Raw genomic sequence first — 24,914 nt, 5'->3', positions numbered from 1 at the left:
AGTTCGATTGTTCTATAAAGTGCTATGCACTAGCCTAGTAATTATGAAAGTACCTAATATGTTTCAAAGTGTTATACAGTCCTTACGAAAAGAGCTCACATTAAACGACATATTATGGGGTATTATTCCACTTATTCTTTTTATACTTTCAAACAATAGATATAGTATAAGCTATGTTGACGGTTTACTGACTCAGGGTTCGCTGGTTACAGTAGCGCTTACAAATATCGTTGTTGCACTACTACTTTCAGTAAGAAAGATATGGCCTGAACAGGCGGCTATTATTTTTATTGTTATTTGCATTGTGCAAGTAATATTTGGTCCAGCTCAACTTTTCGCTGATTTCTTTGGTTTCGTGCTGCTTGTTAACGCTATTGCGCGCGGAAACCCAACGCATACGAAAGTTTTTGTTATTACAGCTTACATAACAACCATATTATCTTGCGCATTAATATCGTGGAATGTTGTAATGGGACCAATATATGGCAATAATCATTCGAAATCTAGTTATACCTGCAGTGTACGAAATATAAATAGCAGTAATATAAAAAATTGCGTTTCAAATATACTTAATTTTGCGATTCCTTCCATAATTTTTGCGATTATTATTACCACTATTACGGTTATTATTGGCTACTGGCAGCGCACTCATGTGCATACTATTCAACTTTTGCAAGAACACAATAACGCTATTCGCGCGTACCGCCGAAAAGCTCAACACATTGCTGTTACTGCAGAGCGAGCAAGAATTGCTAGAGATATGCACGATATTGTTGCTCATACGCTTTCTATTATTATTGTGCAAGCAGATGGCGGCCGTTATGCCGCAACACAAAATATTTCGCTCGCTAAAAAAACAATGCATATTATTAAAAATGAAGCTGAGCGCGCCGTTCACGACATGCGTAGGCTGCTAGAAGCTTTAACTGATGCACCTTCTAACGACACAAATTTGAATCACGTGCCATCACTTATTGAGCAAGCGCGAATTGCTTCACCAAATAATATTTTTTGGCATACTGTTGATGGCATAAATTCTTCTCATAAACTCAACAAAGCTGCACAAACTGTAGCATATAGAATTATTCAAGAAGCACTTACTAATATTCGCAAGCATGCAGGCGAATGCGTTAAAGTAAACATTCATGAAGAATGGAACAACCAAGGTTTAAAACTAAAAATTACAAATGAAATACACAAAATCGAAGTTAACCAAACGCAAAATAGCAATGCGCAGCATAAAAACGGTTATGGCTTAATTGGCATGAAAGAACGCATTGAAAATCTTCACGGAACGCTTAATTACGGGAAACTAAACGATGGAACGTTTAGTATTGTTGCTTTTATTCCATATTCTTACAGCACAGACCCGTCAAATACTACTGCTTCTGTATTAAATAGTATTCCTAACGTTACTTATAAGAATGCAAAAATTAATAATCAATCAGTAGCGCAAACAAAACCGGCAAATGCAAATGTTCCAACCTCATCAAAAGTTTTTCCAGAAGTAAATGCTTCAAAAAATAAGATTGAGAAAGTATCACAATGGTTTGAACAACATTGGCTTATTGGAGACATTATTTATGCAGCGCCTTGGATTGTTCTGATGCTTTTTGTACCAACTTATGATTTTATTCTTGGAGATGGAATGTCTTCACAATATTTCGACTCACTTTCGTTAGAAATATTTTATAGAGTATTTACTCTTGCAACCATGGTGCCGTTTATGTTCCGTAGAAAATCTCCAACAACATGCGCAATTGTTGCCGCAATATTTTCTGCAATACAGCTAATATTCTTACCTAATATTTTGTTTGCTAACTTATTCATTCCAAGCATTATTTATGCTGCGGTTCTATACGGCAAAAAGCGCGCATGGCAATGGATTAGCGCAATAGTACTTTTAGAATCTGCTATTTTTGCACTAAAAATTGGCATCGCATCAAGAAATATTCCAAAAAATGCAACTCCAATACAATTCTTTACATCGAATATAGACACGACTAATTTTTATATCATTATGCAAATGGCATCCGTAGGATTAGTTTTTGGTTTCGCAGTTGCGTTAATTTGTTTTACAGTTATTGCGTTTGCTTATTACCGAAGAAACGATGACAATAATTTATTGCTTCTAAAAACACGCAGAACAGAACTCGAGCAAGAACAAAAACAGCTAGAAGTACTTGCAGCAAACGCAGAAAGGCAGCGACTTAGCTCAAATATTCAGCAAAAAGTTGCTGTTACACTGCATAAAGTAATCGATGCCGCAAATAACGGAATTGATATGCTAAATAAATACGAAAAAGCAAATAACAATACAGAAAATCGAAAGTCATCAGACCCAGAGCAATCACAGGGACAAAGTGAAGAAATTAGTAAAGCTTTCAAAAATATTGGAGATGAAGGTCGCTCAGCACTAAAATATATGCGAAAATTGCTTGGAATTTTGCGAGAAACAGGATCAAGCGTTAATTCAGCAAATAATGGTGCGAATGTAACTGAAATTGCAGTTCGCCCTGCTCCCTCGCTCGATGAGCAAATTCAACACAGTGCATTAAATAAGCAAGAATAAGTTGATACTATAGAAAATATGGAAAACAATGGAGTAATTCGCGTTACAATAGCAGACGATCAGGAGCTTGTTCGTGCAGGATTTGCTATGGTAATTAACTCGCAGCAAGATATGCAAGTTGTTGCTCAAGCAGCGAATGGAAAACAAATAGTAGAGATTACAGAAAGAGATCATCCAGACATTATTCTTATGGACGTTCGCATGCCTGTAATGGACGGATTGGAAGCAACTCGCAAGATTCTGCAGCAAAAAACTAACGAAAATACTAAAATTATTATTCTGACAACTTTTGATTTAGACGAATATGTTATGGCTGCAATTCATGCTGGCGCTTCCGGGTTCCTTTTGAAAGATACTGAACCTGAAACTTTGCTTAATTCAATACGAACAGTGTATCAAGGAAACGCAATTATTGCTCCGACTGCTACGAAGCGTTTGATTGAAACTATGATTCAGCAAAGCAAAGTAGCAACAAATACTACAGAAAACAGTGCTGCGAATTATACCGCACAAGCAAGTTACGATGTACAGGCAAGTTCGACTGCGCAAACAAATCCGGATGTACAAGAAACGCAAAGCTGCACATACGAAAATTCTGCTATTCCAGAACTTACTGATAGAGAACGCGAAGTTCTTGTTGAAATTGCTCACGGACTTTCAAATCAGGAAATTGCTGACAAACTATTTATTAGCTTGCCCACAGTAAAAACGCATGTTGCGCATATTTTAGGAAAAATCGATGCTAGAGACCGCGTTCAAGCTGTAGTTTTCGCTTACGAAAATGGCTTAGTTAAGCCGTAAAAAATATAAAATTGCGGCTGTTTATGCATAGACACAAATAGCCGCAATTTAGATTATCAACGTACCTAGTAGCCTTTTAATTTATGCTCTTGGAAGGCGACGGTGACGCATAACAGTCACGCCGGCAGCAGCAGCTCCAGAAATAGTTAATGCACCCAAAACGCCTAGCATTATAGTGCTAAGCATATTACCAGAAGACTTGTTTTCGCCTGCAACTTTAGCTTGAGCTTGTGGCTTATTGCTTTCAACAGGAGTCTTTTCTTCAACTTCCTCAACATCACCCTTGTTATTTTCAGGCTTCGTAGAGTTTTCTTCTGAAACCTGTGATTCGGTTGACTTGTTTGTTTTTGAAGTATTGTCTGTCGGAGTCACAGGCGAAGAAGAAGTATTAGCAGCAGCTGGAGCATGAGATTCGGCTGCAGAAGAAACCTTTTTAACTATTTCAACAACCGGAACTACTACTTTCTGAGTATTTGCATCAGAAGGCTTGGAGCTTGGCACTGCTGGAACCGCAGAAGCTGCAGGAACAACATGAGTTGAATTATTTTCAACTTGAACTGCTGGAACCGCAGGGGTTGCAGGAGCAGCAGGTGCCGACGGAACAGTAGGAACAGTAGGAACTGGTACTGTTGGAGCCGCAGAAGCTGGCGGCACAACCGGAGAATTAACAGATGGCACTGGAACCTTAGCTTTAGGAACCTCAGAAGCAGCATTTGATTGTGTATCGGATTCGGCAGGAGCAGCTACTTTCGGAGCAGATGCTACTGGAGGTGCAGGGACTGGAGCAGCATGCTCTTGAGATTCATTATCTTTTTTAGAATCAGAAGGTGCTGGAGCAGTAGGACCAGTCTGTTTTCCTGATTCTTTTGCCTCATTATTACCAGCAGAACTGTTACCACTTTGCTGATCTTTTTGATCTTTTTCCTTCTTCAATTGAGCTTTAAGAATAGTAACTTTAGCTTTAGCTTCCTCAAGATTCTTTTCTGCGTCCTTTAAAGAATCCTCAGCTTGCTTCTTTAAATCACTTTTCGCAGTTCTCTCCTGAATCTGATTGTTCTTAAATGTTTTAGCGCCTTCAAAGCCATTTCTTAATGACTTAATTTTTTCATCTAGTTTCTTTTTGTCGTCAACTAACTTATAGTTCTCAATAATATTATTAAGAAGCTTTGTTTCAGACTCTGCTTTCTTTACTTCAGAATCTTTACTGTTGGAAGCTTCAAGCTTACTAGCTACATCTTTTTTAGACTCATCAATTTGATCTTTAATTTTTTGAAGATCTTCACTTACTTTTTCAAATTCTTGCTTTGCATTCTGGAAAAGAACTTCTAATTCTTTCACAGTTTTTTCTTTAGCAGCAACAAGTTTCTTATTTTCTTCAACTTTTTTGCTAAGTGAAGTTTGATCATTAGAGACTTTTCTAAACTGCTCCGCTATAGAATAAATATTATCACCATCGTTTGGATCAACTTTTTCTAATGCGGATTCCAATTCACCGATTTTTGTATCATACTCTTTAATTTGAGCAGAATCACTTGCAATAGATTCATTAAGATTATCTACTTCTTTGTGAAGATCTGAAATCTGTGATTCATATTGTTTTATATTAGCTGCAGCTCTTTCTTTTGTTTGACTTTTTTCTTCTTCGTCACTTTGCAAAGCATCAAGAGCTAATTTTGCATGATCATATTGCTCTTTTAAAAGTTCATATGCGGCTTTTAATCCAATAAGCTCGTTATCCTTTTCTTCTTTGGATTTTTCAAATTCTGCAATTTTTACTTTTGCGGCTTCGGAATCCATTTTCAATGCATTTTCAGCTTCTAAAAGTTCCTTTTCCTTATCTTTCTCAACGTTTTCAAATCCTTTTTCAGTTTCAGAGATTTTACTTAAAAGATCGTCAAATTCTGCAACTTTTTTCTTATACTCTTCAATTTGAGCTTCTAATTGCTGAACCTGCTCTTCAGCTTTTTCAATTGCTTCTTCAGTAGATGCTTTTGCAGTCACCTCTGTTTGAGCTTGCGTATTTTGTACATCCTCAACAGCTTCTTGCGCCCATGCTGGCATTGGGCCTTGCAGGAACAAAACAAATCCTGCGATTGCTGCGGCAGATTTTTTCTTGACCGTTACCATATTTGTTACTCCTTGCTCGTAGCGGCCTTCATGTCTAACTTATGTCAGCAGTCATCCTTGAGCATAACAAAGGAATAAATACATTTTCAACGCTATTTATTCGGAATATTTCCGATAAAACTTGTCATAATGAATAATAATCGTATTATTTTTGAAGACCATTAATAAAAAATGCCAATTATGCACATAATATTATATAATTCGAATAGTTATACACAATAATTTTTAAAAAATAATAACAATATTACAAATTTTTTCAGAGTGTCGAAAAAGCCTAAGAAAAAGATAATGCCGATAAGTAAAATTTACATACCGGCATTATCTCTATTTTTTCTGCAACTTAACTTCTACAGACTATCTTTTCACATATGTTCTTACGAAATTTAGTCCTCCGCGAGCGCAACTACTGGCGAAGACTTTACTGCTCTACGAGCTGGAAGAACGCTGGAAAGAAGCGCTGCAAGCAAAGCGATTAGAGCAAGAACCGCGTAAATAGTCCAATCAATTACAAACGGAACTTTGCCAATTGCGCTAAACACCATGTAGGATCCAATCCACCCAAACGCTGTTCCAACAATCAAGCCAGAAACGGTGCTTGTTAAGGAAATCAACGTTGCTTCCAACGCAAGAGATCTTCTAACCTGTCCTCTTGTCATGCCGATTGCTCGCAAAGTTGCAGATTCTTTGGTTCGCTCAATAACAGACAAGCTTAATGTGTTTGCAACACCTATTAAAGCAATCACAACAGCTACTGCTATTAAGCCAACAAGCAACATCATCATTACGTCGATAGCACTTTCCCACTGCGCTCGCTGGAACACGCTTCCACCAGCCATAACCTCCGCATAGCTAGATGTAATATTTCTAATATTCTTAACAATATCTACAAGATTAGCTTTGCTAGAGTCTACCGAAATAAGCAGAATATGCGTTGTAGGCTTAAGGTAGTTATTGAAGTAAGATTTGCTCACAAAAGCAGTATTCCTTGAATATATATTGACATTCCTATACTTCTTAAACTGAACTTGCTTTACAGTAATGCTCTTATCGTTATTACTCGGGTCTGTATTCATTCCGGTAAATGGCGTAATATCATCACTGTCTGTTTCACCAGAACTGTACTTTTCTACATAAGCTTGTAGATTAAGGTTTCCTTTTTTAAGTTCAAAGGGTTCTCCCCCTTCTTCGTTAAACTTAGGCAAAAGCACAGAATCTTTGTTTATATTAACGCCATCAAGATCAGTGTGCATTACATTTTTAAGTTGATTTACATTATCAACTCCAGCTGCCATAGCATACTCAGTTTTGCCCTTAGCGTTCTTAAAAGTCATAGGAACTGCAGGAAGCAACTCAGTATGCTTTATTCCACTAATCTTTGAAATGTCGGCAGCTAAAGATTCATCAACATTCTTGCCTTGAATAATAATGTCAACACTGTAATGGTCATCAACAACACCTTTAAGAGTTGCTTTACCACAAATTGCGCCCGTTACTACTGTAGAAACAAGCGTTACTCCAATAAGCAAAGCTGTTCCAGTTGCTGCAACTCTTCTAGGATTTCTTTGCACGTTTGCATTAGCAACTTTAGACGCGGGCCCACAAAGCGCCATAATTGCTCCAGTTGCCTTCATAGCAAACGGCATCCAGAATGTTGCTGTAATAATAATGCCAATAAAAACAAGCGCACAACCAAACATTGCTCCAAGCAAAGTCATCCAAGAGTCAGAACCAGCAGTAGGCGACTTACCCGCAATCATGCTTGCCAAAGAAGTAGCACTTAAAGCCGTAGCTAAAATACCTACAACAATAAACAGAACGCCAAAAACAGCGCGAATAATGCTTGCACGCTTATCTTTAATCAAATCCATTGGTCGCAGCGCTTCCATAGGCGTTACTTTTGTAGCAGATCGAGCAGCACTCATAGATGCAAGAACTGTTACAATCGTACCAATTGCTATTGGCCACACAATTGCCGGAAGTGAAACAATCAAAGGAATCTTAGATAACGGTCCAGAATTAATATTCACGTTACTAATTGCGCCCATAAATCCTATTGCGCAAAGCACGCCAACAGCCGCAGAAATAACTCCAAGTATTGCGGCTTCAAGCAAAACTGCTGCATAAAGCTGGTGCGATTGTGCGCCGATTACGCGCAAAAGTGCAAGAGTGCGTCTGCGTTGAGCAACCAAAACTTGAAATGTGTTTGCTATAACAAGCGAAGAAATAAGCAACGCTAGGATACCAAAAGATAGCAAGAACATGGTTACAAAATTAGTGCCGTTAGACACATTTCGAACAGCTCTTACGCCAACTTCATGCCTAGACATAAGAGAGAATCTCGAAGGAAGCAAAGAGTTAATCTTAGGAGATAAATCGTTTATTTTAGATTCATCAATACTCATGTACACTTTGCTTTGCACAACTTCATTGTCAAAATTCTTAAGATTGTTGAGTTTTGCACAAAAATCATTCGTTACTCCACCAAGATACGTGCCGCGATTTGAAACTGGTATTTGAGAATGTTCTCCATCGTCTACAAGACCAACCACACGAACATCGTACGATTTTTCTTTATCTCCGCCAGTGTCATCTACTTTAACCAAAGTTATAGTATCGCCAATGTTTGCATGTATTGATTTTGCAATACTTTTAATAAGCGTAATTTCGCCTATTTTTTGCGGATCTCTACCTTCTGTTGATTTATAAACAGGAAGATTTCCATACAAACCACTAGACCAAGCAATACTTGTAACTGATTTATCACCTTTTTCCACTCTTACAAGCGCAGTCGCATCGTCACTACGAATACCGTTGATACCAGGCATCTTCGATATTTTGTCTAAATGAAGGTCTTTGTAATGAATTTCACTACTCGGAGAGCTGTTAGGATTTTTAAATGAGATTGCATAATTTGCGCTACCGAATTCATTTGTTGCGTTACGAACCATCAAGTCATCAACGCTGTTTGCAAAAAGCAAAGTAGCGCTCATAAACATGCTGCCTATAAGAATTGCAATTCCAGAGGCGATTAGCATGCGCACGCTTTTACGCATAAGTTTTAGTGCGATTTTCCACATTCTAACTTCACCACCTTTTATTGCAATTGAGCAGGCTGATTATTAACGCCAGCCTCGCTGCGTTCCATAAGCATCTTGCTCATTCCTTCTGCAGTAGGATTTTGCACGTCTTCAACGATTTGACCATCTGCAAACACGATTGCTCGATCCGCATAAGACGCTGCAACAGCGTCGTGAGTAACCATAATCACAGTTTGACCAAGTTCCGTTACAGACTTCTTCAAAAAATGCAAAACTTCTGAGCTGGAAGCAGAGTCAAGATTACCGGTAGGCTCATCCGCAAAAACTACGGAAGGCTTAGAGATTAAAGCTCGAGCAATTGCAACGCGTTGTCGCTGACCGCCAGAAAGCTCAGCAGGCCTATGCTTTAAGCGATCTTGCAAGCCAAGAGTTAAAACCAAAGTATTAAACCATTGCTTATCTGGCTTTTTGCCTGCCAAAGTAAGAGGCATAAGAATATTTTGCTCAGCACTAAACATTGGAAGAAGATTAAAACTTTGGAAAATGAACCCAACCATTTCGCGTCGCATAAGCGTAAGCTGTTTATCGCTCATTCCTGTAATATCTAGGCCATCTACCAAAACTTTTCCAGAATTAACGCTGTCAAGACCAGCCAAAGAATGCATTAAAGTTGACTTTCCAGAGCCAGACGGGCCCATAATCGCAGTGAACTTGCCGCGCTCAAAGCTAACACTAACGTCTCGCAAAGCGTGAACAATGCCTGCACCCTTGCCAAAATCTTTAACAACATGCAAAGCTGCAACTGCCGTCTCACCAATCAAGTTTTGGTTAAAATCTGCTCTAAAATCTAAAGCATTTTCTTGCTCGTATGAGCTTGTTTCGTACGGACTGTTCATAACTGCTCCTTTTCTTAAAAAGTAGTAATCGCATAGTTATCTACTGCTAATACTTAAATTTACGTGAAAAGACTGCTGGTTACTATCGTGCGTAAGGCGGAAATTATTGAGAAAAAATTAGCATCTCATCCTAAAGTATGATGCGTAAATTTACATAATGTATAAAAAATCGGAGCACATACAAATACGAATGCGCTCCGAATAAAATGGTAATGGATCTTCAGGAATATTTTTAATTAATAATTTTTTACTTTGCTTTCTCTTTTCTATTTAAGCAAGTCCTGCTTTACGAACAGCGTCAAATCCGCGCTGCAAATCGGCAAGAATATCGTCAATATGTTCAGTTCCAATAGACAAACGAATAGTACCTTCATGAATGCCCTGATCTTCCAACTCTTCAGAAGTTTCCTGAGAGTGCGTAGTAGATGCAGGATGGATAACCAATGACTTTACGTCAGCAACATTTGCAAGCAATGAGAAAAGCTGTAAATTGTCAATAAATACGCGAGCTGCATCCCTTCCACCTTTAATATCAAACGTAAAAATAGAGCCTCCACCATTCGGGAAGTAACGCTTATAAAGCTCGTGATCAGAACGACCTTCAATAGAAGGATGACTTACAGATTCAACCTCTGGCACAGTTTGCAAATATTGAACAACCTTCAACGCATTCTCAACGTGACGCTCAACACGCAAACTCAAAGTTTCCGTGCCTTGCAAAAGCAAGAACGCTGCAAACGGGCTAATGCAAGCGCCAGTATCGCGCAAAATAATCGCACGAATACGAGTCACAAAAGCCACAGAACCTAAAGCTTCATAGAAGTTCAAACCATGATAGCTAGGGTCAGCTTCAGTAAGAGTTGGGAATTTTCCAGGGACTTTAGCCCAATCAAAATTGCCGCCTTCAACAATAATGCCACCAAGAGTTGTGCCATGGCCGCCAATAAACTTCGTAGCAGACTCAACTACAATATCTGCACCATGCTCAAGCGGACGGAACAAGTATGCAGTTGCAAAAGTGTTGTCAACAAAAACAGGAAGATTGTGGCGATGCGCAATCTCGGAAATAGCCTCAAAATCAGGCAAATCAGCATTAGGATTACCAAAAGTTTCAAAGTACACGAGCTTCGTATTCGGCTGAATTGCATCCTCGAAGTTCTGAGGATTCTTAGGATCCACAAAAGTAGTTGTTACACCATCTCGAGGAAGAGTATGACGAAGAAGGTTATAAGTTCCACCATACACATTCTTTGAAGACACAATGTGATCGCCCTGCTGAGTGATGTTACGAATAGCATAGTCTACAGCTGCCGCACCAGAAGCAACAGCCAAAGCTGCAGTTCCACCTTCAAGAGCTGCAATTCTACGCTCAAAAACATCTTGAGTAGAATTCGTCAAACGGCCATAAATATTTCCAGCGTCACGCAAATCAAAACGAGCAGCGGCATGATCAAAATCGTGGAACACGTAGCTCGTCGTTTGATAAATAGGAACTGCACGAGAATCAGTTGCCGGATCCGCCTGCTCTTGACCAACATGCAACTGCAAGGTTTCAAAATGATACTTTCCTTGCGTTTCTTCAATATCGCTCATAATACCCCTCCAGTTTTGCGACTTTTTAAACAGTAGATTAGCTTGCTTCAGCTTACTTTGCGCATCCGCTTACTTTTCCGTTTTCTGTTTACATATTTATTTAAGTGATAACGACAATATGCCACTATGGTTCATTCGTACATACCTGAGGTTATCAAAATTAGCTATAACGAATTAACAGTTTGCAAAAAATAGCGAAATCTGTTTTAGAAAAATACAGAAAATATACTGAATTTCTAATACAACACGCCGTATGCAGCTTTTATCCACAATGCTTAAAAAATCTGGATTACTGCTCAATAAGCACAGAAAATAGCAGCATGATTACACAAAAACACATTATTGACGATGAAATTATCTCGCTTGACGAGATTGACGACGCTGAGACTGCTCAAGTATTTTTGCAAGAAAAACTTGAACAAGTGTCCAACGAGCTTCAAGATGATTCTCTTGAAAGTAAAGAGTTGGGAAAACTGGGAGAAACATACGCAGCTTTGCGACTCATACAAAAAGGGTGGCACGTTATTGACCGAAACTGGCATTGCCGTAATGGAGAGCTAGATTTGGTGATGATTACTCCAGAACAAAAATTGGTATTCGTGGAAGTAAAAACTCGAAGAAGCGTACGTTGTGGCACTCCACTTGAAGCAATTACTCAAGAAAAACGTAGCAAATTACGTACAACTGGCATGAAATGGCTGGAAGAATTCGGAAGCGACATACCTCATTACCGTATTCGATTTGACGCTGTATCTATTCTTATTATTAACAAATACACTTATCCAGATTCTGCATATGAATTGCAATCTTTGGAAGAAATTGAAGATAATTCATCAATCCAATTCAAGCATGTTCAAGGAGCATTCTAATGCATATTGGAAACGCAACATCAATAGGACTTATTGGTCTTAAAGCTTTTACTATTCATCTGCAAGCTTTTATATCTGGAAATATGCCAAACTTTTCTATTATCGGCTTACCTGACACTTCATTAAGCGAAGCAAGAGAGCGCGTTAAATCAGCTCATTTTGCGTTGCATTGCAAATGGCCTGAAGGAAGGGTAACAGTAAACTTATCACCTGCTTCAATGCCAAAAAGCGGAGCATCATACGATTTAGCTATCGCGGCAAGCATACTAAGCGCAGAAAAGTATATTCCACTTACAGAATTAGAAAATACAGTTATTTTAGGAGAACTAAATCTTGACGGGACAGTATTACCTATTCAAGGCATTCTTCCTATTGCACTTTACTCAAAAAAGATGCATTTTAAACGAATGCTTATTCCGCAAGAAAATCTTGCCGAAGCGCAACTTGTAGATGGAATTGAATCTATTGGAATACACCATATTTTAGATTTAGTGACGCAATTGCATGGCAGTTTGAGCGAAGAATCACTCAAGCTTATTGAAGAAGACCCTGCGTATAAACATATGCAAGTCCTTGAACGAAATGGAAATTATAACAATGGAGAAGAAGATTATAATTCGTCAATTCACGAAGAAAGCACTTCTCCACTACAAATTGAACCAAAATATGAAATTGGAGATATGTCTGAAGTAATAGGGCAAGAACATACAAAATGGGCTCTACAAGTTGCTGCAGCTGGAGGGCATCACGTAATGATGATTGGGCCTCCAGGATCTGGGAAAACCATGCTAGCTTCACGAATACCAAGCATTATGTGTCCACTTAACGAACAAGAACAGCTTGAGGTTGCTTCAATTCGTTCACTTTGTGGAACACTACCCTATTACGGAATTAGCAATATTCCACCATTTGAAGCACCTCACCATACTGCTTCAGCAGCTTCTCTTATCGGAGGAGGAACAGGAGTTGCAAAACCTGGGATTATTACTAGAGCACATTGCGGAGTGCTGTTTATGGATGAAGCTCCAGAGTTTTCTCCTAGAGTATTGCAAACCCTAAGAGAACCATTGGAATCAGGGCATATTGCTATTTCTCGTTCAAAAGGGACAACTCTTTATCCAGCTAAATTCCAGCTTGTTATTGCTGCAAATCCTTGTCCTTGCGGATACGCATACGGAAATGGAGAACGATGTACTTGCAAAGAGCGCGAAAGAGCACGATATTTTTCACGCCTTTCAGGTCCAATTCTTGACCGTATTGATATTCAAATGGATGTGCCTCCGGTAGAACGAATTATTATTTCAAACCATCATCAAAACAATGTACAAAACACAGTTAAAAACACGTATCTAAATAGCAAAACAATGCGAGATAACGTAATAGAAGCTCGTAAAATTGCTCGAGACCGTTTTATAAAACAAGGTTGGGATTGCAACGCACAAGCATCTGGAACGTGGCTTAGAAAATACACTTCACAGCAAGCTGTAGGACTTATCAACCGTGCATTAGAAAAGCATCAACTGAGTTTGCGCGGAGCAGATAGAGCATTGCGACTCGCGTGGACGCTTGCTGATCTTTCTGGACACACTTCACCAGACATGACAGACATTGCACAAGCTATCAGTTTAAGGACACGAATATGAATACTAAGAACATAAACAACACGGATAACACTGAAGAAACCATTAGTGTACCTAGCGATTTTTCTTCACCAGACGAAGAAACAATATCTCGTGCAATACTTACATTCTGCCTTGAAGGAGCGGATGCAATTATGTACACGCTACTATTGGGATCTAAAAGCGCTAAAGAAATTGTTTCAATATTAAAAACAATTGTGAAAAATTATACGAAACAACAATCAACAGGCTCAGCTCAACAAATGCAACTTCCAATTATTAGTGAAGTAGCAGATCAAGAAAACGATGCCAATTCTAAAACTTTTAGTTCAAGAAAACGTAACAAAAATCAAGAATTAGTATCTACAATGTTAAGTTTCATAAAAAACCATAAAGAACTTACACTCTTAGAAAATTATTTCAAGAAGGGCTTAACAGCGTGGGGTTATCACAACAATAATGCGCCTAAGTCTTTAGAAGTGTTACACAATTCTATTTCAAAATGGTGCGTTCGATTATTGCATTTACCAACATGGAATAATGAATCACTATGTCAATGGTTCACTTCTGGCGGAAAGCAATGGATTATTGCACCACACAGCAAATATTGGCCGAAACAATTACAAGATTTGGCTTTTCAGAGTCATTTCTCACCACCTTTATGCTTGTGGGGTGTAGGGAATCCACAAGCATTAACACAATGTCATAATCCACTTGCTATTGTTGGCTCACGCTCTTGCACAGACTACGGAAGAGAACTTGCATATCAATTTGCTTATGATTGCGCTTCGAAAGGCCATACTGTTATTTCTGGTGGAGCGTACGGAATTGATGCAGCAGCACATTGGGGCGCATTAGATGCACAAGATGTAGATGAAAATAAGCCTACAGGAAAAACCATTGCTGTATTTGCTGGAGGATTAAATCATATGGGACCCAGATGCAATTATCAGCTTTTTGAACAAATTATTGCAAAAGGCGGAGCGTGTATTAGCGAACTATGCCCAGATACAACACCTGTAGGCCACAGATTTTTATTACGAAATAGAATTATTGCAGCTCTAGCATCAAAAATTATAGTTGCTCAAGCAAGATTACAATCCGGAGCGCTAAATACTGCAACATGGGCAACTGATTTAAATCGCGAACTATACGCTATACCAGGAGATATCAATCAGCCTAATAACGCAGGATGCAACAAGCTAATACACGATTCACAAGCTATAATATTGTGTTCAACTCAAGATATAGATATTCTGTTTCCTCAATCTCATCATTACTTTGCTTATTCTCAACCTAAACCAGAAAAATTAAGTATAGACTATAAAAATTATGACAATACGCAAAAACTAATTATCGGCGCAATTACAACATGCAAACGCAAACGTGAACTTGCAAATGTTGACAGAATATACGAAATAATAAAAGCTTCTTACAAAGAAAAACAATTAGATTACATACCATCTATTGCTGAAATTTCTGGGAAAATTGCATTGCTAGAATTGGAAGGAATTATTGTACAAAATAAAGAAAATTTAACATTATCACAGCAAAAAGTAGCGTAAAATAACGCGCCCAATACAAGATATGTGAGAAAATAAAAGTATGCAATCAAGCGAATACTACGATGTTATTATTGTTGGCGCTGGAGCTGCAGGATTATCTGCAGCACTAGGATTAATTAAATCCGAAGAATACGCATGTATGAGAAAAGAAGGAAAAACACCATCAATTTTAGTGATTTCTAAAGTGCCAGCATTGCGTTCACACACGGGTTCTGCTGAAGGAGGTATAGCAGCAAGCCTTGGAAATGTTGAACAAGACAAATGGCAATGGCATTATTATGACACAGTTCATGGCGGAGATTGGCTAAGCGATCAAGATGCAGCAAAGCTACTTGCAAAAGAAGCGCCGAAAACAGTTATTCAGCTTGAACATGATGGCGTAGCATTTTCTCGAACGCAAAATGGGTATATTAATCAACGCCGTTTTGGTGGGCATACTGCTAATTTTGGAAAGAATCCAATTGAACGTGCGGCTTTTGCTGCAGATCGTATTGGCCACCAAATTTTGCATAGCTTATGGCAACAATGTGTTTCCGAGAATATTGTATTTGCTGAAGATTGTTACGTAACAGATGTTGCTATAAACGATCAAACTATGAGCGTTGAAGGAATTGTTGCATTTGATTTATCTGCAGGAAACTTGCGAGCAATAAGGTCTAGATTCTTACTTTTAGCTACAGGCGGATCGGGAAGATTATTTGCAACAACATCCAATTCGTGGGATTTAACAGGCGACGGCATGGCCTTAGCTTTAAAAGCAGGATTACAACTTGAAGACTGCGAGTTCATCCAATTCCACCCTACTGGACTAGCTCATACTGGTATTCTGCTTTCAGAAGCAGCAAGAGCTGAAGGCGGCGTGCTTAGGAACTCAAATGGCGAAGCTTTTATGAAAAAGTACGATGAAGTACATGCAGATTTAGCTCCAAGAGATGTTGTTTCTCGTGCAATTGCCAAAGAAATTCGCGAAGGAAGAGGTGTAAACGATTCAACAACTACGCAACAAAGCAATTCGCATAACGATTGTGTTTGGCTAGATATGACACATATCAGCCGAGAAAATATGTTGGAATACTTGCCACAAGTTACAGAAACTATTGAAAAATATGCTCATCTTGACCCAACTTGCGATTTAGTCCCAATTCGCCCTACAGCTCACTACACAATGGGCGGAATACCGATAACTTTGGATGGAAAAGTATATAGATGGCAAAATAACAACCAAAATATTGTTTATGGTTTATATGCTGCCGGAGAATGCTCATGCGTAGGAGTGCACGGAGCTAATCGATTAGGAGGAAACTCCTTGCTTGACGCATGCCTTTTTGGAAATCGTTCGGGAGCAACAATAGCAAAAGAATTGAAAAACTTAAACAAGGATGATGAAACTAACAGTAACGAAATCAATGAAACGAACGAAACGAACAAAACCAATAAAACTATCTCAAGTAATGTTGCACTACAAGTCTTATATAAACAAAGAAATAATGAACTTAATCAGCTTATGGAAACGAGTGCGAAGCAAGTTACAGATTTTACAGACAACAGTTATAACGACGAATCTTCACAAATAGAAGAAGATAATCCTTATAAATTATTTGCAGATTTAGGAAAAATCATGGAAAACGCTGTTGCAATATCATGCGACGAACAATCAATTAAGAAAGCACTCAATGACATACAAGAATTTATAGATCCTAAAATTCAGTCATTACACATTCATAGCGATAATTTAGTTTTTAACCAAGAAATTACTGCAATATGGGAAATAAAGAACATGTCACTACTTGCAAAAGCAGTATTACAATCTTCACTTGCTAGACATGAATCTAGAGGTGCTTTCTTTAGAAGAGACTATCCAAAACATGATATTTCTTCATTGCCACAACACTCGTTCATTGACTTTGATGGAAACTTGGCAAAAAAGCCAGTGAATGTTATTGATTTTAAACAAGATAGTAAAGGAGATTTTTATACTGAAAATAGCATAATTTAAAACTATTATTACTATTTTCATATATAAATATTTTGAAAATTCGTAATTTTTTCAACACGCCGAAGCGAAGAAGAAAAAAAGATGTTATAGTCTTATCTGTTGTCTAAAACACCTGTCCGGGTGGCGGAATGGTAGACGCGCTAGCTTGAGGTGCTAGTGCCTATTTGTTACAGGCGTGCGGGTTCAACTCCCGCTCCGGACACGAAAAAACCTTGCTGGAAAGCCAGCAAGGTTTTATTGTTTTCTAACGCAAAAAGGTGTTAGCTAAGAAGATCATCTTAGCTAGCCCTAAAAAATTTAATTAAGCAGCATTTGAATGCAAATGGAAACGAATCTCGCCAGAATTTGGCGTATAAACAGCTGCACCAAAAGCAATAATCGTGCCAAACTTATCTTTTACAGTAGAATAAGCTGCAATTACAGAAGTTCCAACTTCAACATTCAGTACTGCCGCAAGCCGGTCACACAGCTCTTCTACATGCACAGACACCTCATTTTCTACAAGCTGAACAGCGTACGCTTTGAACAAAAAATCAGCTAACGAATCATCTGAAAAATCATGCGTCAAAATTTTAGGAAAACGCGAAGCAGACAAATAAATCACACTATAACGCGATAAAACATCGTCAACATAGCGCAAGCGTTTCAAACATATCAACTCATCTTCTGGATCAAGACCTAAACGAGCAGCAGCATCTTCATCGTGAATAACATCTTTTTCAATAACTTTTATTCTAACTTTTGCATCATTAGAATAAGCCTGCTCATAAAATCCTTGCGCGCGATCAGAAATCACTTCCTGATTATAAGTATGAATAATTGAAGAAGCTCGAAATGTTCCCCTACCCTGCTCACGAACAAGTAATCCTTCAGTAATAAGATTATCAACTGCATGCCTCAAAGTGATACGACTCACATTGTACTGTTTGCACAATTCAATTTCAGGAGGTAATTGTTCGTTAGCTTCCATAGAATCAATACGAGCGCGTAGATTATCTCGCACAGCAATATATTTAGGCACACCGTCGACCATTATCACTCTCCCCTAACTAAGCGCTAGCATGAAAAAGCCGCTGATACTAGTTTGTGTAAAACACAGCATAGTAACAACGGCTCATGCAAAACTAATAACTCTGTTATCCTATCAGCCCTAACATAAAATGTACAAACAAATAGGAAAATGAGTAAAAAGAATTTAATCTATGTCTACACAATTATTTAATTGTATTTTTATTTTCTTTACTTATTTTATTTCTTCAACTTTTTCAAAATTATTAGAATCGCGTTTATTCATCAATATCGAAACAGAATAGAACAATATTAGTGCAATAAGTATTACAGAAATTAGAACAGTACGACCACCGACAATATTTACGTGACCAAGTATTACACCAAATACGCCATAATCTGCATCAGAATATGTAGAATTTGCACTTCCTAAATTGCCAAGCACTGGCAAAAGGAACAACGGAAGGAAAGTAATGAAAAGGCCATTAATAAATGATGCAGTCAAGCAACCACGTATTCCACCTTGACCATTACCAAATACTCCTGCAGCACCACCAGCCATAAAATGCGCAACAATTCCAGGAATAATAATTGTCGTTCCCAAAATCGCCATAAACGTCATTCCAAGCAAGCCGCCAAAGAAACTAGCCAAGAAGCCAATAAGAACAGCATTAGGAGCAAAGCCAAAAGTCATTGGTGCATCTAAAGCAGGACGAGCATTTTTAACAAGCTTTTCCGATATTCCCTTAAAAGCTGGAACAATTTCGTCAAGAACAATCTGCACGCCTGCAAGAATAATATAAACACCTGCAGCAAAAGTTGCAGCCTTCAACATAACGAAAACAATGGAGTTTTGACCATTAGATAAATGTGTTTCGACATACGAAGATCCAGCAAAAAGTGCCACTACGATATAAATAACAGCCATAGAAAGCGTGATAAGAACTGTTGTATCACGCAAGAATCCCAATGCTGCTGGGAATTTAATATCCTCAGTTGACTTAGAAGGACGCTTTTTTGAAGCAGTAATCTTTGCAATTAACGCACCTAAAGCAACACCAGTACCAGCAGGATGTCCTAAAGCAACATCATCTTTGCCTGAAGCTTTTTTCATAAACGGCTGCACCAGTGCTGGAGAAATTGTCGTAAACAATCCTTGAGCAATTGAACCCCATAAAAGGACTTCCCACATGCTAAAACCAGCAACATTAAATATAACAGCAAGCATACTTGCCATATAGAAAGCTACGTGACCCGTTAAATAGATAAATTTAAAACGAGAAGTAATAGAAAGAATAATATTAACAATCATTCCAAAGAAGAAAATAAGCGCAGATTCAGAGCCATACTTCAATAAAACAGTTCCAATAATTGCTTCATTATTCGGCACTACGCCTTGCACATGAAATGCGTATTGAAACATTTTGCCAAATGGATTCAACGCTTCAGTAATAACTCCAGAACCAGCTGCTAAAACAAGAAAACCAACAAGGGTACGGATTGATCCTTGCAAAATATCCGAGAATTTCTTTCTTTGCACTGCAAGCCCAATAAAAGAAATAAGCGCAACTATAACAGATGGCTGTCTGAAAATATCGAGCAGTACTGACAGAATGCCGTCCACGTAACTCTCCTTACCATATTAATCGATATAGTTTGAGCGGCTTACGCAATTATTGGCGGCAAAAATATCTTACAAACTTCGCAAACGATACCGTAGGCGAAACTATTCGAAATACACGATTAGTTTCGTAGCACAGTAAAACTACACATACAAAATTCACGGTTCCGCAATGAAGCAAAGTAGTAAGAGCTACTACGAGCAGCAGTTTTTACACCCAGCCAACAACTACTGTTACAGCTCATACTGTTGTTTCATGTAAAATTCATTATATCGTAAACATTATAAACAATTAAAAACAACAGTATTTACTACTAAAATATTCATTAAATATCGATAAAATTCGAAAATTTACCTGTTTTTAGAAAATTCGACACACCAATATACAGAAAAAAGCACTCCATTTTCACGAAGTGCTTTATAAAAATCAGTAATTATTACAGTTTTTAATGAAAATAAACATATGTTTTACTGTATAAACATATGTTTATATTTCAGTCAATAATTCTCATCAAAAACTGTCACTCCCACTCAATCGTGGCAGGCGGCTTAGACGTTACATCAAGCACTACACGATTAATTTGACGGCATTCATTCGTGATTCGAGTAGAAATATTTGCCAACACATCGTAAGGCACACGAGACCAATCAGCTGTCATAGCATCTTCAGAGCTCACAGGACGCAAAACAATTGGAGAACCATATGTACGCTCATCACCTTGAACACCAACAGAATGAACATCAGCAAGCAAAACGACTGGGCATTGCCAAATGTCGCGATCCAATCCAGCTTTAGAAAGCTCTTCGCGTGCAATAGCATCTGCTTCACGAAGAACAGCTAAGCGTTCGCGTGTAATCTCGCCCACGATACGAATACCTAAACCAGGTCCTGGGAATGGCTGACGCCAAACAATTTCATCTGGAAGTCCAAGCTCAGTTCCAATAGCACGAACTTCATCCTTAAACAAAGTACGCAAAGGTTCAATAAGCTTAAACTTCAAATCTTTTGGCAAACCTCCAACATTGTGATGAGATTTGATGTTTGCAGCACCATCACCGCCACCGGATTCAACTACATCCGGGTAAAGCGTGCCTTGCACAAGGAACTTAACTTCTGCTCCAGATTTTCCAGCTTCTTCGATAACTTGACGCTGAGCTTTTTCAAAAGTGCGTATAAACTTTTCGCCAATAATCTTGCGCTTGCGCTCCGGCTCACTCACGCCTTTAAGTGCGTTCAAAAAGTCATCTTCTGCATCAACTGCAATAAGTTTAATGCCTGTTGCTTCAACAAAATCATGCTTAACCTGCTCAACTTCGCCTTTACGAAGCAAACCGTGGTCAACAAAAACGCAAGTAAGCTGATTGCCAATTGCTTTATGTACCAATGCTGCAGCAACAGCAGAATCTACGCCGCCAGAAAGACCACAAATAACTTGCGCGTCGCCAACTTCTTCACGAATCTTAGCAACTTGATCCTCAATAATATTAGAAGGATTCCAATTATTATCTAGTCCTGCACACTTATGTAAGAATGTAGATATAAGTTCCTGACCCAATGGAGTGTGTTTAACTTCTGGATGCCATTGCACACCGTAGAGTTTGCGACTTTCGTCTTGCATTGCTGCAACTGGAGCACCTTCTGTGTGAGCCAAAACCGTAAAACCTTCTGGAGCACGCTTAACAGCAACACCGTGACTCATCCAAGTATTCTGCGCAGATGGGGATCCGGAAAGTAAACCTTCAGAATCATCAATAGTTGCAGCAGTCTTGCCATACTCACCAAGTGCAGCTTTATCGACATCGCCACCAAGCTCATGAGCCATTACCTGGAAGCCATAGCAAATACCAAGAACCGGTACACCTGCTTCAAAAATCTTTGGATCAATGTCAGGAGCACCTGGTTCATAAACAGAAGCAGGACCGCCTGAAAGAATAATAGCTTGAGGATCCTTAGCAAGCATTTCGTCAACTGGCATAGAGTGAGGAACAAGTTCTGAATACACATTTGCTTCGCGCACTCGACGAGCAATAAGCTGAGCATATTGAGCGCCAAAATCAACGACAAGCACTGGTCCTTTTGCCATGATTCTCCTTATATATAAGTTCTAACACGATTCAACTTATAATAGTGAAACTTTGCGACGTTACGTAATTACAAAACGCCGAAAATTAAACACAAAAGTTACACGTACAGTCTAACACTGCAAATAACGTTGGTAGATTTTTGTGCGAAACGCTTAACTATAAAGTATAAAATGAACATTAAATATAACATAATCTATACAAATGGCTCATTTTTTACGCACATAATCACACATTTTTTCAACACAAATGCACGAAGAAGTAACCAAACGAACAAAAGTCAGACGCTGGCACTATACTGAAACGGATGGAAAAAGAGCTGTAATACATTTGTTTTCCAGTCTCTATAACCAAATGGTAATGATCAAATTGCACTGAAAAGTGCTTGAGTACAGGAGTACACATGACGAGTCCTGTTATTGGCACACCTTGGAAGAAGCTAAACGCTCCAGTTTCCGAGGCAGCTATCGAAGGCGTAGACAAGTACTGGCGCGTTGCCAACTATCTTGCAATCGGCCAAATTTATCTTCGCAGCAACCCTCTAATGAAGGAGCCGTTCACTCGCGAAGACGTTAAGCATCGTCTGGTGGGCCACTGGGGCACCACTCCAGGTCTTAACTTCCTTATCGGCCACATTAATCGTTTTATCGCTGATCACCAGCAGAACACCGTGATTATCATGGGTCCAGGCCACGGCGGTCCAGCTGGTACTGCTCAGTCTTACCTCGACGGTACTTACACTGAGTACTATCCAAAGATTACTAAGGACGAAGCTGGTTTGCAGAAGTTCTTCCGTCAGTTCTCTTACCCAGGCGGTATTCCTTCTCACTTCGCTCCTGAAACCCCAGGTTCCATCCACGAAGGTGGCGAGCTTGGTTACGCACTTTCTCACGCTTACGGCGCTGTTATGAACAACCCAAGCTTGTTCGTTCCAGCAATCGTTGGCGATGGTGAAGCTGAGACCGGTCCTTTGGCTACCGGTTGGCAGTCCAACAAGCTTGTGAACCCACGTACCGATGGTATCGTGCTTCCAATCTTGCACTTGAACGGCTATAAGATCGCTAACCCAACAATTCTTTCCCGTATTTCCGATGAGGAGCTTCATGAGTTCTTCCACGGCATGGGTTATGAACCATACGAGTTCGTTGCTGGCTTCGACGATGAGGATCATATGTCCATCCACCGTCGCTTTGCTGACATGTTCGAAACTATCTTCGATGAAATTTGCGATATTAAGGCTGAGGCTCAGACTAACGATGTAACTCGTCCTTACTACCCAATGATTATCTTCCGCACTCCAAAGGGTTGGACCTGCCCGAAGTTCATCGATGGCAAGAAGACCGAAGGTTCTTGGCGTGCACACCAGGTGCCACTGGCATCTGCTCGCGATACCGAAGCTCACTTCGAGGTTTTGAAGAACTGGATGAAGTCCTACAAGCCTGAAGAGCTCTTCGATGAAAAGGGCGCTGTGAAGGAAGACGTTCTTTCCTTCATGCCAAAGGGCGAACTCCGCATTGGTGAAAATCCAAACGCCAACGGTGGTCGTATTCGTGAAGATTTGAAGCTTCCAAAGCTTGAGGATTACGAAGTCAAGGAAGTTAAGGAATTCGGTCACGGCTGGGGTCAGCTCGAAGCTACCCGTCGTCTTGGCGTTTACACTCGTGACATCATCAAGAACAACCCAGATTCCTTCCGTATCTTCGGACCAGATGAGACTGCTTCCAACCGTTTGCAGGCTGCTTACGAAGTAACCAACAAGCAGTGGGATGCTGGCTATCTCTCCGGCTTAGTCGATGAGCACATGGCTGTTACCGGTCAGGTCACCGAGCAGCTTTCCGAGCATCAGATGGAAGGCTTCCTCGAAGGTTACTTGCTCACCGGTCGTCACGGCATCTGGAGCTCCTACGAGTCCTTCGTACACGTTATCGACTCCATGTTGAACCAGCACGCAAAGTGGCTTGAGGCTACCGTTCGTGAGATCCCATGGCGTAAGCCAATCTCCTCTGTGAACTTGTTGGTGTCCTCTCACGTATGGCGTCAGGATCACAACGGCTTCTCGCACCAGGATCCAGGCGTAACCTCCGTGCTCTTGAACAAGACCTTCAACAACGATCACGTAATCGGCATTTACTTCCCAGTAGATTCCAACATGTTGCTTGCTGTTGCTGAAAAGGCTTACAAGTCCACCAACATGATTAATGCTATCTTCGCTGGTAAGCAGCCAGCTGCTACTTGGTTGACTCTCGACGAAGCTCGCGAAGAGCTCGAGAAGGGTGCTGCTGAGTGGAAGTGGGCTTCCAACGCTAAGAACAATGACGAAGTTCAGGTTGTTCTCGCTGGTGTTGGCGATGTTCCACAGCAGGAATTGATGGCAGCTGCCGACAAGTTGAACAAGCTTGGCGTTAAGTTCAAGGTTGTTAACGTTGTTGACTTGCTCAAGTTGCAGTCCGCTAAGGAAAACAACGAAGCTTTGACTGACGAAGAGTTCACTGAGCTCTTCACTGCTGACAAGCCAGTCCTCTTCGCTTATCACTCCTATGCACATGACGTTCGCGGCTTGATTTATGATCGTCCAAACCACGATAACTTCAACGTTCATGGCTACAAGGAGCAGGGCTCCACCACAACGCCATACGATATGGTTCGTGTGAACGACATGGATCGTTACGAGCTTACCGCTGAAGCATTGCGCATGGTTGACGCCGCTAAGTATGCCGACGAAATCAAGAAGCTCGAGGACTTCCGCCTCGAAGCCTTCCAGTATGCAGTCGACAAGGGTCTTGATCACCCAGACTACACCGATTGGGTATGGCCAGGCGTTAAGACCGATAAGCCAGGCGCTGTCACCGCTACCGCTGCAACCGCAGGCGATAACGAGTAGTTTTAAGCTGATAAAGCTAAAATTGGTTAGCTAAAACATTTCGGGAGTCAATCGAAAGATTGGCTCCCGTTTTGTGTATTAAAACAAACAATGCAATAAAACTAGTTATATGCAAAATAAATTACATTTATAATTAATATTTTGTGCGTGTACAACATAGATAAGCCGTACAATAGAAAAAGTTTGTTTATATTGCAAAATGCAAAACTTACATTAACAATATAAACCTAGCAGTAACACGAAGTA

At 39.7% G+C, this 24,914-nt stretch carries 14 protein-coding genes and 1 tRNA gene; 8 read left to right on the top strand and 7 right to left on the bottom strand.

The window, feature by feature from the left end:
* Nucleotides 1-43 precede the first annotated feature (43 nt).
* Both HXT47_RS03530 and HXT47_RS03525 read left to right on the top strand, forming a co-directional pair.
* Entirely contained in the window at nucleotides 44-2,572 is a 2,529-nt protein-coding gene (locus HXT47_RS03530) for a sensor histidine kinase (protein ID WP_421788835.1), read from the top strand.
* An 18-nt stretch (nucleotides 2,573-2,590) separates the two neighbouring features.
* Nucleotides 2,591-3,373, top strand: coding sequence for a response regulator (locus tag HXT47_RS03525; protein ID WP_004106900.1), 783 nt, complete (start codon nucleotides 2,591-2,593; stop codon nucleotides 3,371-3,373).
* 81 nt (nucleotides 3,374-3,454) lie between these two features.
* Here HXT47_RS03525 and HXT47_RS03520 read toward each other — a convergent pair whose 3' ends face one another.
* From HXT47_RS03520 to HXT47_RS03505, 4 genes are all read right to left on the bottom strand, one after another.
* Entirely contained in the window at nucleotides 3,455-5,500 is a 2,046-nt protein-coding gene (locus tag HXT47_RS03520) for a hypothetical protein (RefSeq protein WP_004106902.1), read from the bottom strand.
* A 383-nt stretch (nucleotides 5,501-5,883) separates the two neighbouring features.
* Nucleotides 5,884-8,577 carry an ABC transporter permease gene (locus HXT47_RS03515; protein ID WP_064340419.1) on the bottom strand — a complete coding sequence of 898 codons (2,694 nt, stop codon included), beginning with the start codon at nucleotides 8,575-8,577 and terminating at the stop codon, nucleotides 5,884-5,886.
* Between the two features lie 17 nt (nucleotides 8,578-8,594).
* Nucleotides 8,595-9,434 (bottom strand): ABC transporter ATP-binding protein, encoded by an 840-nt coding sequence (locus HXT47_RS03510; protein WP_004106907.1) that lies wholly within the window; start codon nucleotides 9,432-9,434, stop codon nucleotides 8,595-8,597.
* A 270-nt stretch (nucleotides 9,435-9,704) separates the two neighbouring features.
* Nucleotides 9,705-11,027: an O-acetylhomoserine aminocarboxypropyltransferase/cysteine synthase family protein gene (locus HXT47_RS03505; RefSeq protein WP_117008851.1), complete on the bottom strand. Its 1,323-nt coding sequence runs from the start codon at nucleotides 11,025-11,027 to the stop codon at nucleotides 9,705-9,707.
* Between the two features lie 320 nt (nucleotides 11,028-11,347).
* Between HXT47_RS03505 and HXT47_RS03500 the strand changes: the two genes are divergently transcribed.
* The 5 genes from HXT47_RS03500 (at nucleotide 11,348) to HXT47_RS03480 (ending at nucleotide 17,278) form a co-directional block, all read left to right on the top strand.
* Nucleotides 11,348-11,896 (top strand): YraN family protein, encoded by a 549-nt coding sequence (locus tag HXT47_RS03500; protein ID WP_421788832.1) that lies wholly within the window; start codon nucleotides 11,348-11,350, stop codon nucleotides 11,894-11,896.
* Nucleotides 11,896-13,539 (top strand): YifB family Mg chelatase-like AAA ATPase, encoded by a 1,644-nt coding sequence (locus tag HXT47_RS03495; RefSeq protein WP_117008853.1) that lies wholly within the window; start codon nucleotides 11,896-11,898, stop codon nucleotides 13,537-13,539. Before HXT47_RS03500 ends, HXT47_RS03495 begins: the two co-directional genes overlap by 1 nt.
* Entirely contained in the window at nucleotides 13,536-15,080 is a 1,545-nt protein-coding gene (gene dprA / locus HXT47_RS03490; protein ID WP_421788830.1) for a DNA-processing protein DprA, read from the top strand. The genes HXT47_RS03495 and dprA overlap by 4 nt, the downstream gene beginning before the upstream one ends.
* Nucleotides 15,081-15,120: 40 nt before the next feature.
* On the top strand, nucleotides 15,121-17,076 hold the full coding sequence (locus tag HXT47_RS03485; protein WP_421788829.1) for an FAD-binding protein: 1,956 nt from the start codon (nucleotides 15,121-15,123) through the stop codon (nucleotides 17,074-17,076).
* Nucleotides 17,077-17,190: 114 nt separating this feature from the next.
* Nucleotides 17,191-17,278 (top strand) — tRNA-Leu (locus HXT47_RS03480).
* Between the two features lie 99 nt (nucleotides 17,279-17,377).
* On the opposite strand, the gene HXT47_RS03475 is transcribed toward HXT47_RS03480, so the two are convergent.
* The 3 genes from HXT47_RS03475 to guaA form a co-directional block, all read right to left on the bottom strand.
* Nucleotides 17,378-18,109: a GntR family transcriptional regulator gene (locus HXT47_RS03475; RefSeq protein ID WP_004106937.1), complete on the bottom strand. Its 732-nt coding sequence runs from the start codon at nucleotides 18,107-18,109 to the stop codon at nucleotides 17,378-17,380.
* A 210-nt stretch (nucleotides 18,110-18,319) separates the two neighbouring features.
* Nucleotides 18,320-19,708 (bottom strand): PTS ascorbate transporter subunit IIC, encoded by a 1,389-nt coding sequence (locus HXT47_RS03470; protein ID WP_004106942.1) that lies wholly within the window; start codon nucleotides 19,706-19,708, stop codon nucleotides 18,320-18,322.
* 518 nt (nucleotides 19,709-20,226) lie between these two features.
* Nucleotides 20,227-21,789 carry a glutamine-hydrolyzing GMP synthase gene (guaA, locus tag HXT47_RS03465; protein ID WP_004106945.1) on the bottom strand — a complete coding sequence of 521 codons (1,563 nt, stop codon included), beginning with the start codon at nucleotides 21,787-21,789 and terminating at the stop codon, nucleotides 20,227-20,229.
* A gap of 401 nt (nucleotides 21,790-22,190) precedes the next feature.
* Here guaA and HXT47_RS03460 point away from each other — a divergent pair, with 401 nt between their 5' ends.
* A complete protein-coding gene (locus HXT47_RS03460; RefSeq protein WP_004111342.1) occupies nucleotides 22,191-24,668 on the top strand; it encodes a phosphoketolase in 2,478 nt (825 codons plus the stop codon).
* The last annotated feature ends 246 nt before the right edge of the window (nucleotides 24,669-24,914 follow it).

The sequence above is a fragment of the Gardnerella sp. DNF01205 genome (assembly GCF_049244135.1).
Classification (GTDB): domain Bacteria; phylum Actinomycetota; class Actinomycetes; order Actinomycetales; family Bifidobacteriaceae; genus Bifidobacterium; species Bifidobacterium leopoldii.
The sequence above is the reverse complement of the archived record's forward strand: the minus strand, read 5'-3'. Positions and strand labels throughout refer to the sequence as shown.

Excerpts from the sequence above, each read along its gene's own strand:
- HXT47_RS03530 (WP_421788835.1), top strand. The coding sequence starts at position 44 with ATGAAAGTACCTAATATGTTTCAAAGTGTTATACAGTCCTTACGAAAA.
- HXT47_RS03525 (WP_004106900.1), top strand. The coding sequence starts at position 2,591 with ATGGAAAACAATGGAGTAATTCGCGTTACAATAGCAGACGATCAGGAG.
- HXT47_RS03520 (WP_004106902.1), bottom strand. The coding sequence starts at position 5,500 with ATGGTAACGGTCAAGAAAAAATCTGCCGCAGCAATCGCAGGATTTGTT.
- HXT47_RS03515 (WP_064340419.1), bottom strand. The coding sequence starts at position 8,577 with ATGTGGAAAATCGCACTAAAACTTATGCGTAAAAGCGTGCGCATGCTA.
- HXT47_RS03510 (WP_004106907.1), bottom strand. The coding sequence starts at position 9,434 with ATGAACAGTCCGTACGAAACAAGCTCATACGAGCAAGAAAATGCTTTA.
- HXT47_RS03505 (WP_117008851.1), bottom strand. The coding sequence starts at position 11,027 with ATGAGCGATATTGAAGAAACGCAAGGAAAGTATCATTTTGAAACCTTG.
- HXT47_RS03500 (WP_421788832.1), top strand. The coding sequence starts at position 11,348 with ATGATTACACAAAAACACATTATTGACGATGAAATTATCTCGCTTGAC.
- HXT47_RS03495 (WP_117008853.1), top strand. The coding sequence starts at position 11,896 with ATGCATATTGGAAACGCAACATCAATAGGACTTATTGGTCTTAAAGCT.
- dprA (WP_421788830.1), top strand. The coding sequence starts at position 13,536 with ATGAATACTAAGAACATAAACAACACGGATAACACTGAAGAAACCATT.
- HXT47_RS03485 (WP_421788829.1), top strand. The coding sequence starts at position 15,121 with ATGCAATCAAGCGAATACTACGATGTTATTATTGTTGGCGCTGGAGCT.
- HXT47_RS03475 (WP_004106937.1), bottom strand. The coding sequence starts at position 18,109 with ATGGTCGACGGTGTGCCTAAATATATTGCTGTGCGAGATAATCTACGC.
- guaA (WP_004106945.1), bottom strand. The coding sequence starts at position 21,789 with ATGGCAAAAGGACCAGTGCTTGTCGTTGATTTTGGCGCTCAATATGCT.
- HXT47_RS03460 (WP_004111342.1), top strand. The coding sequence starts at position 22,191 with ATGACGAGTCCTGTTATTGGCACACCTTGGAAGAAGCTAAACGCTCCA.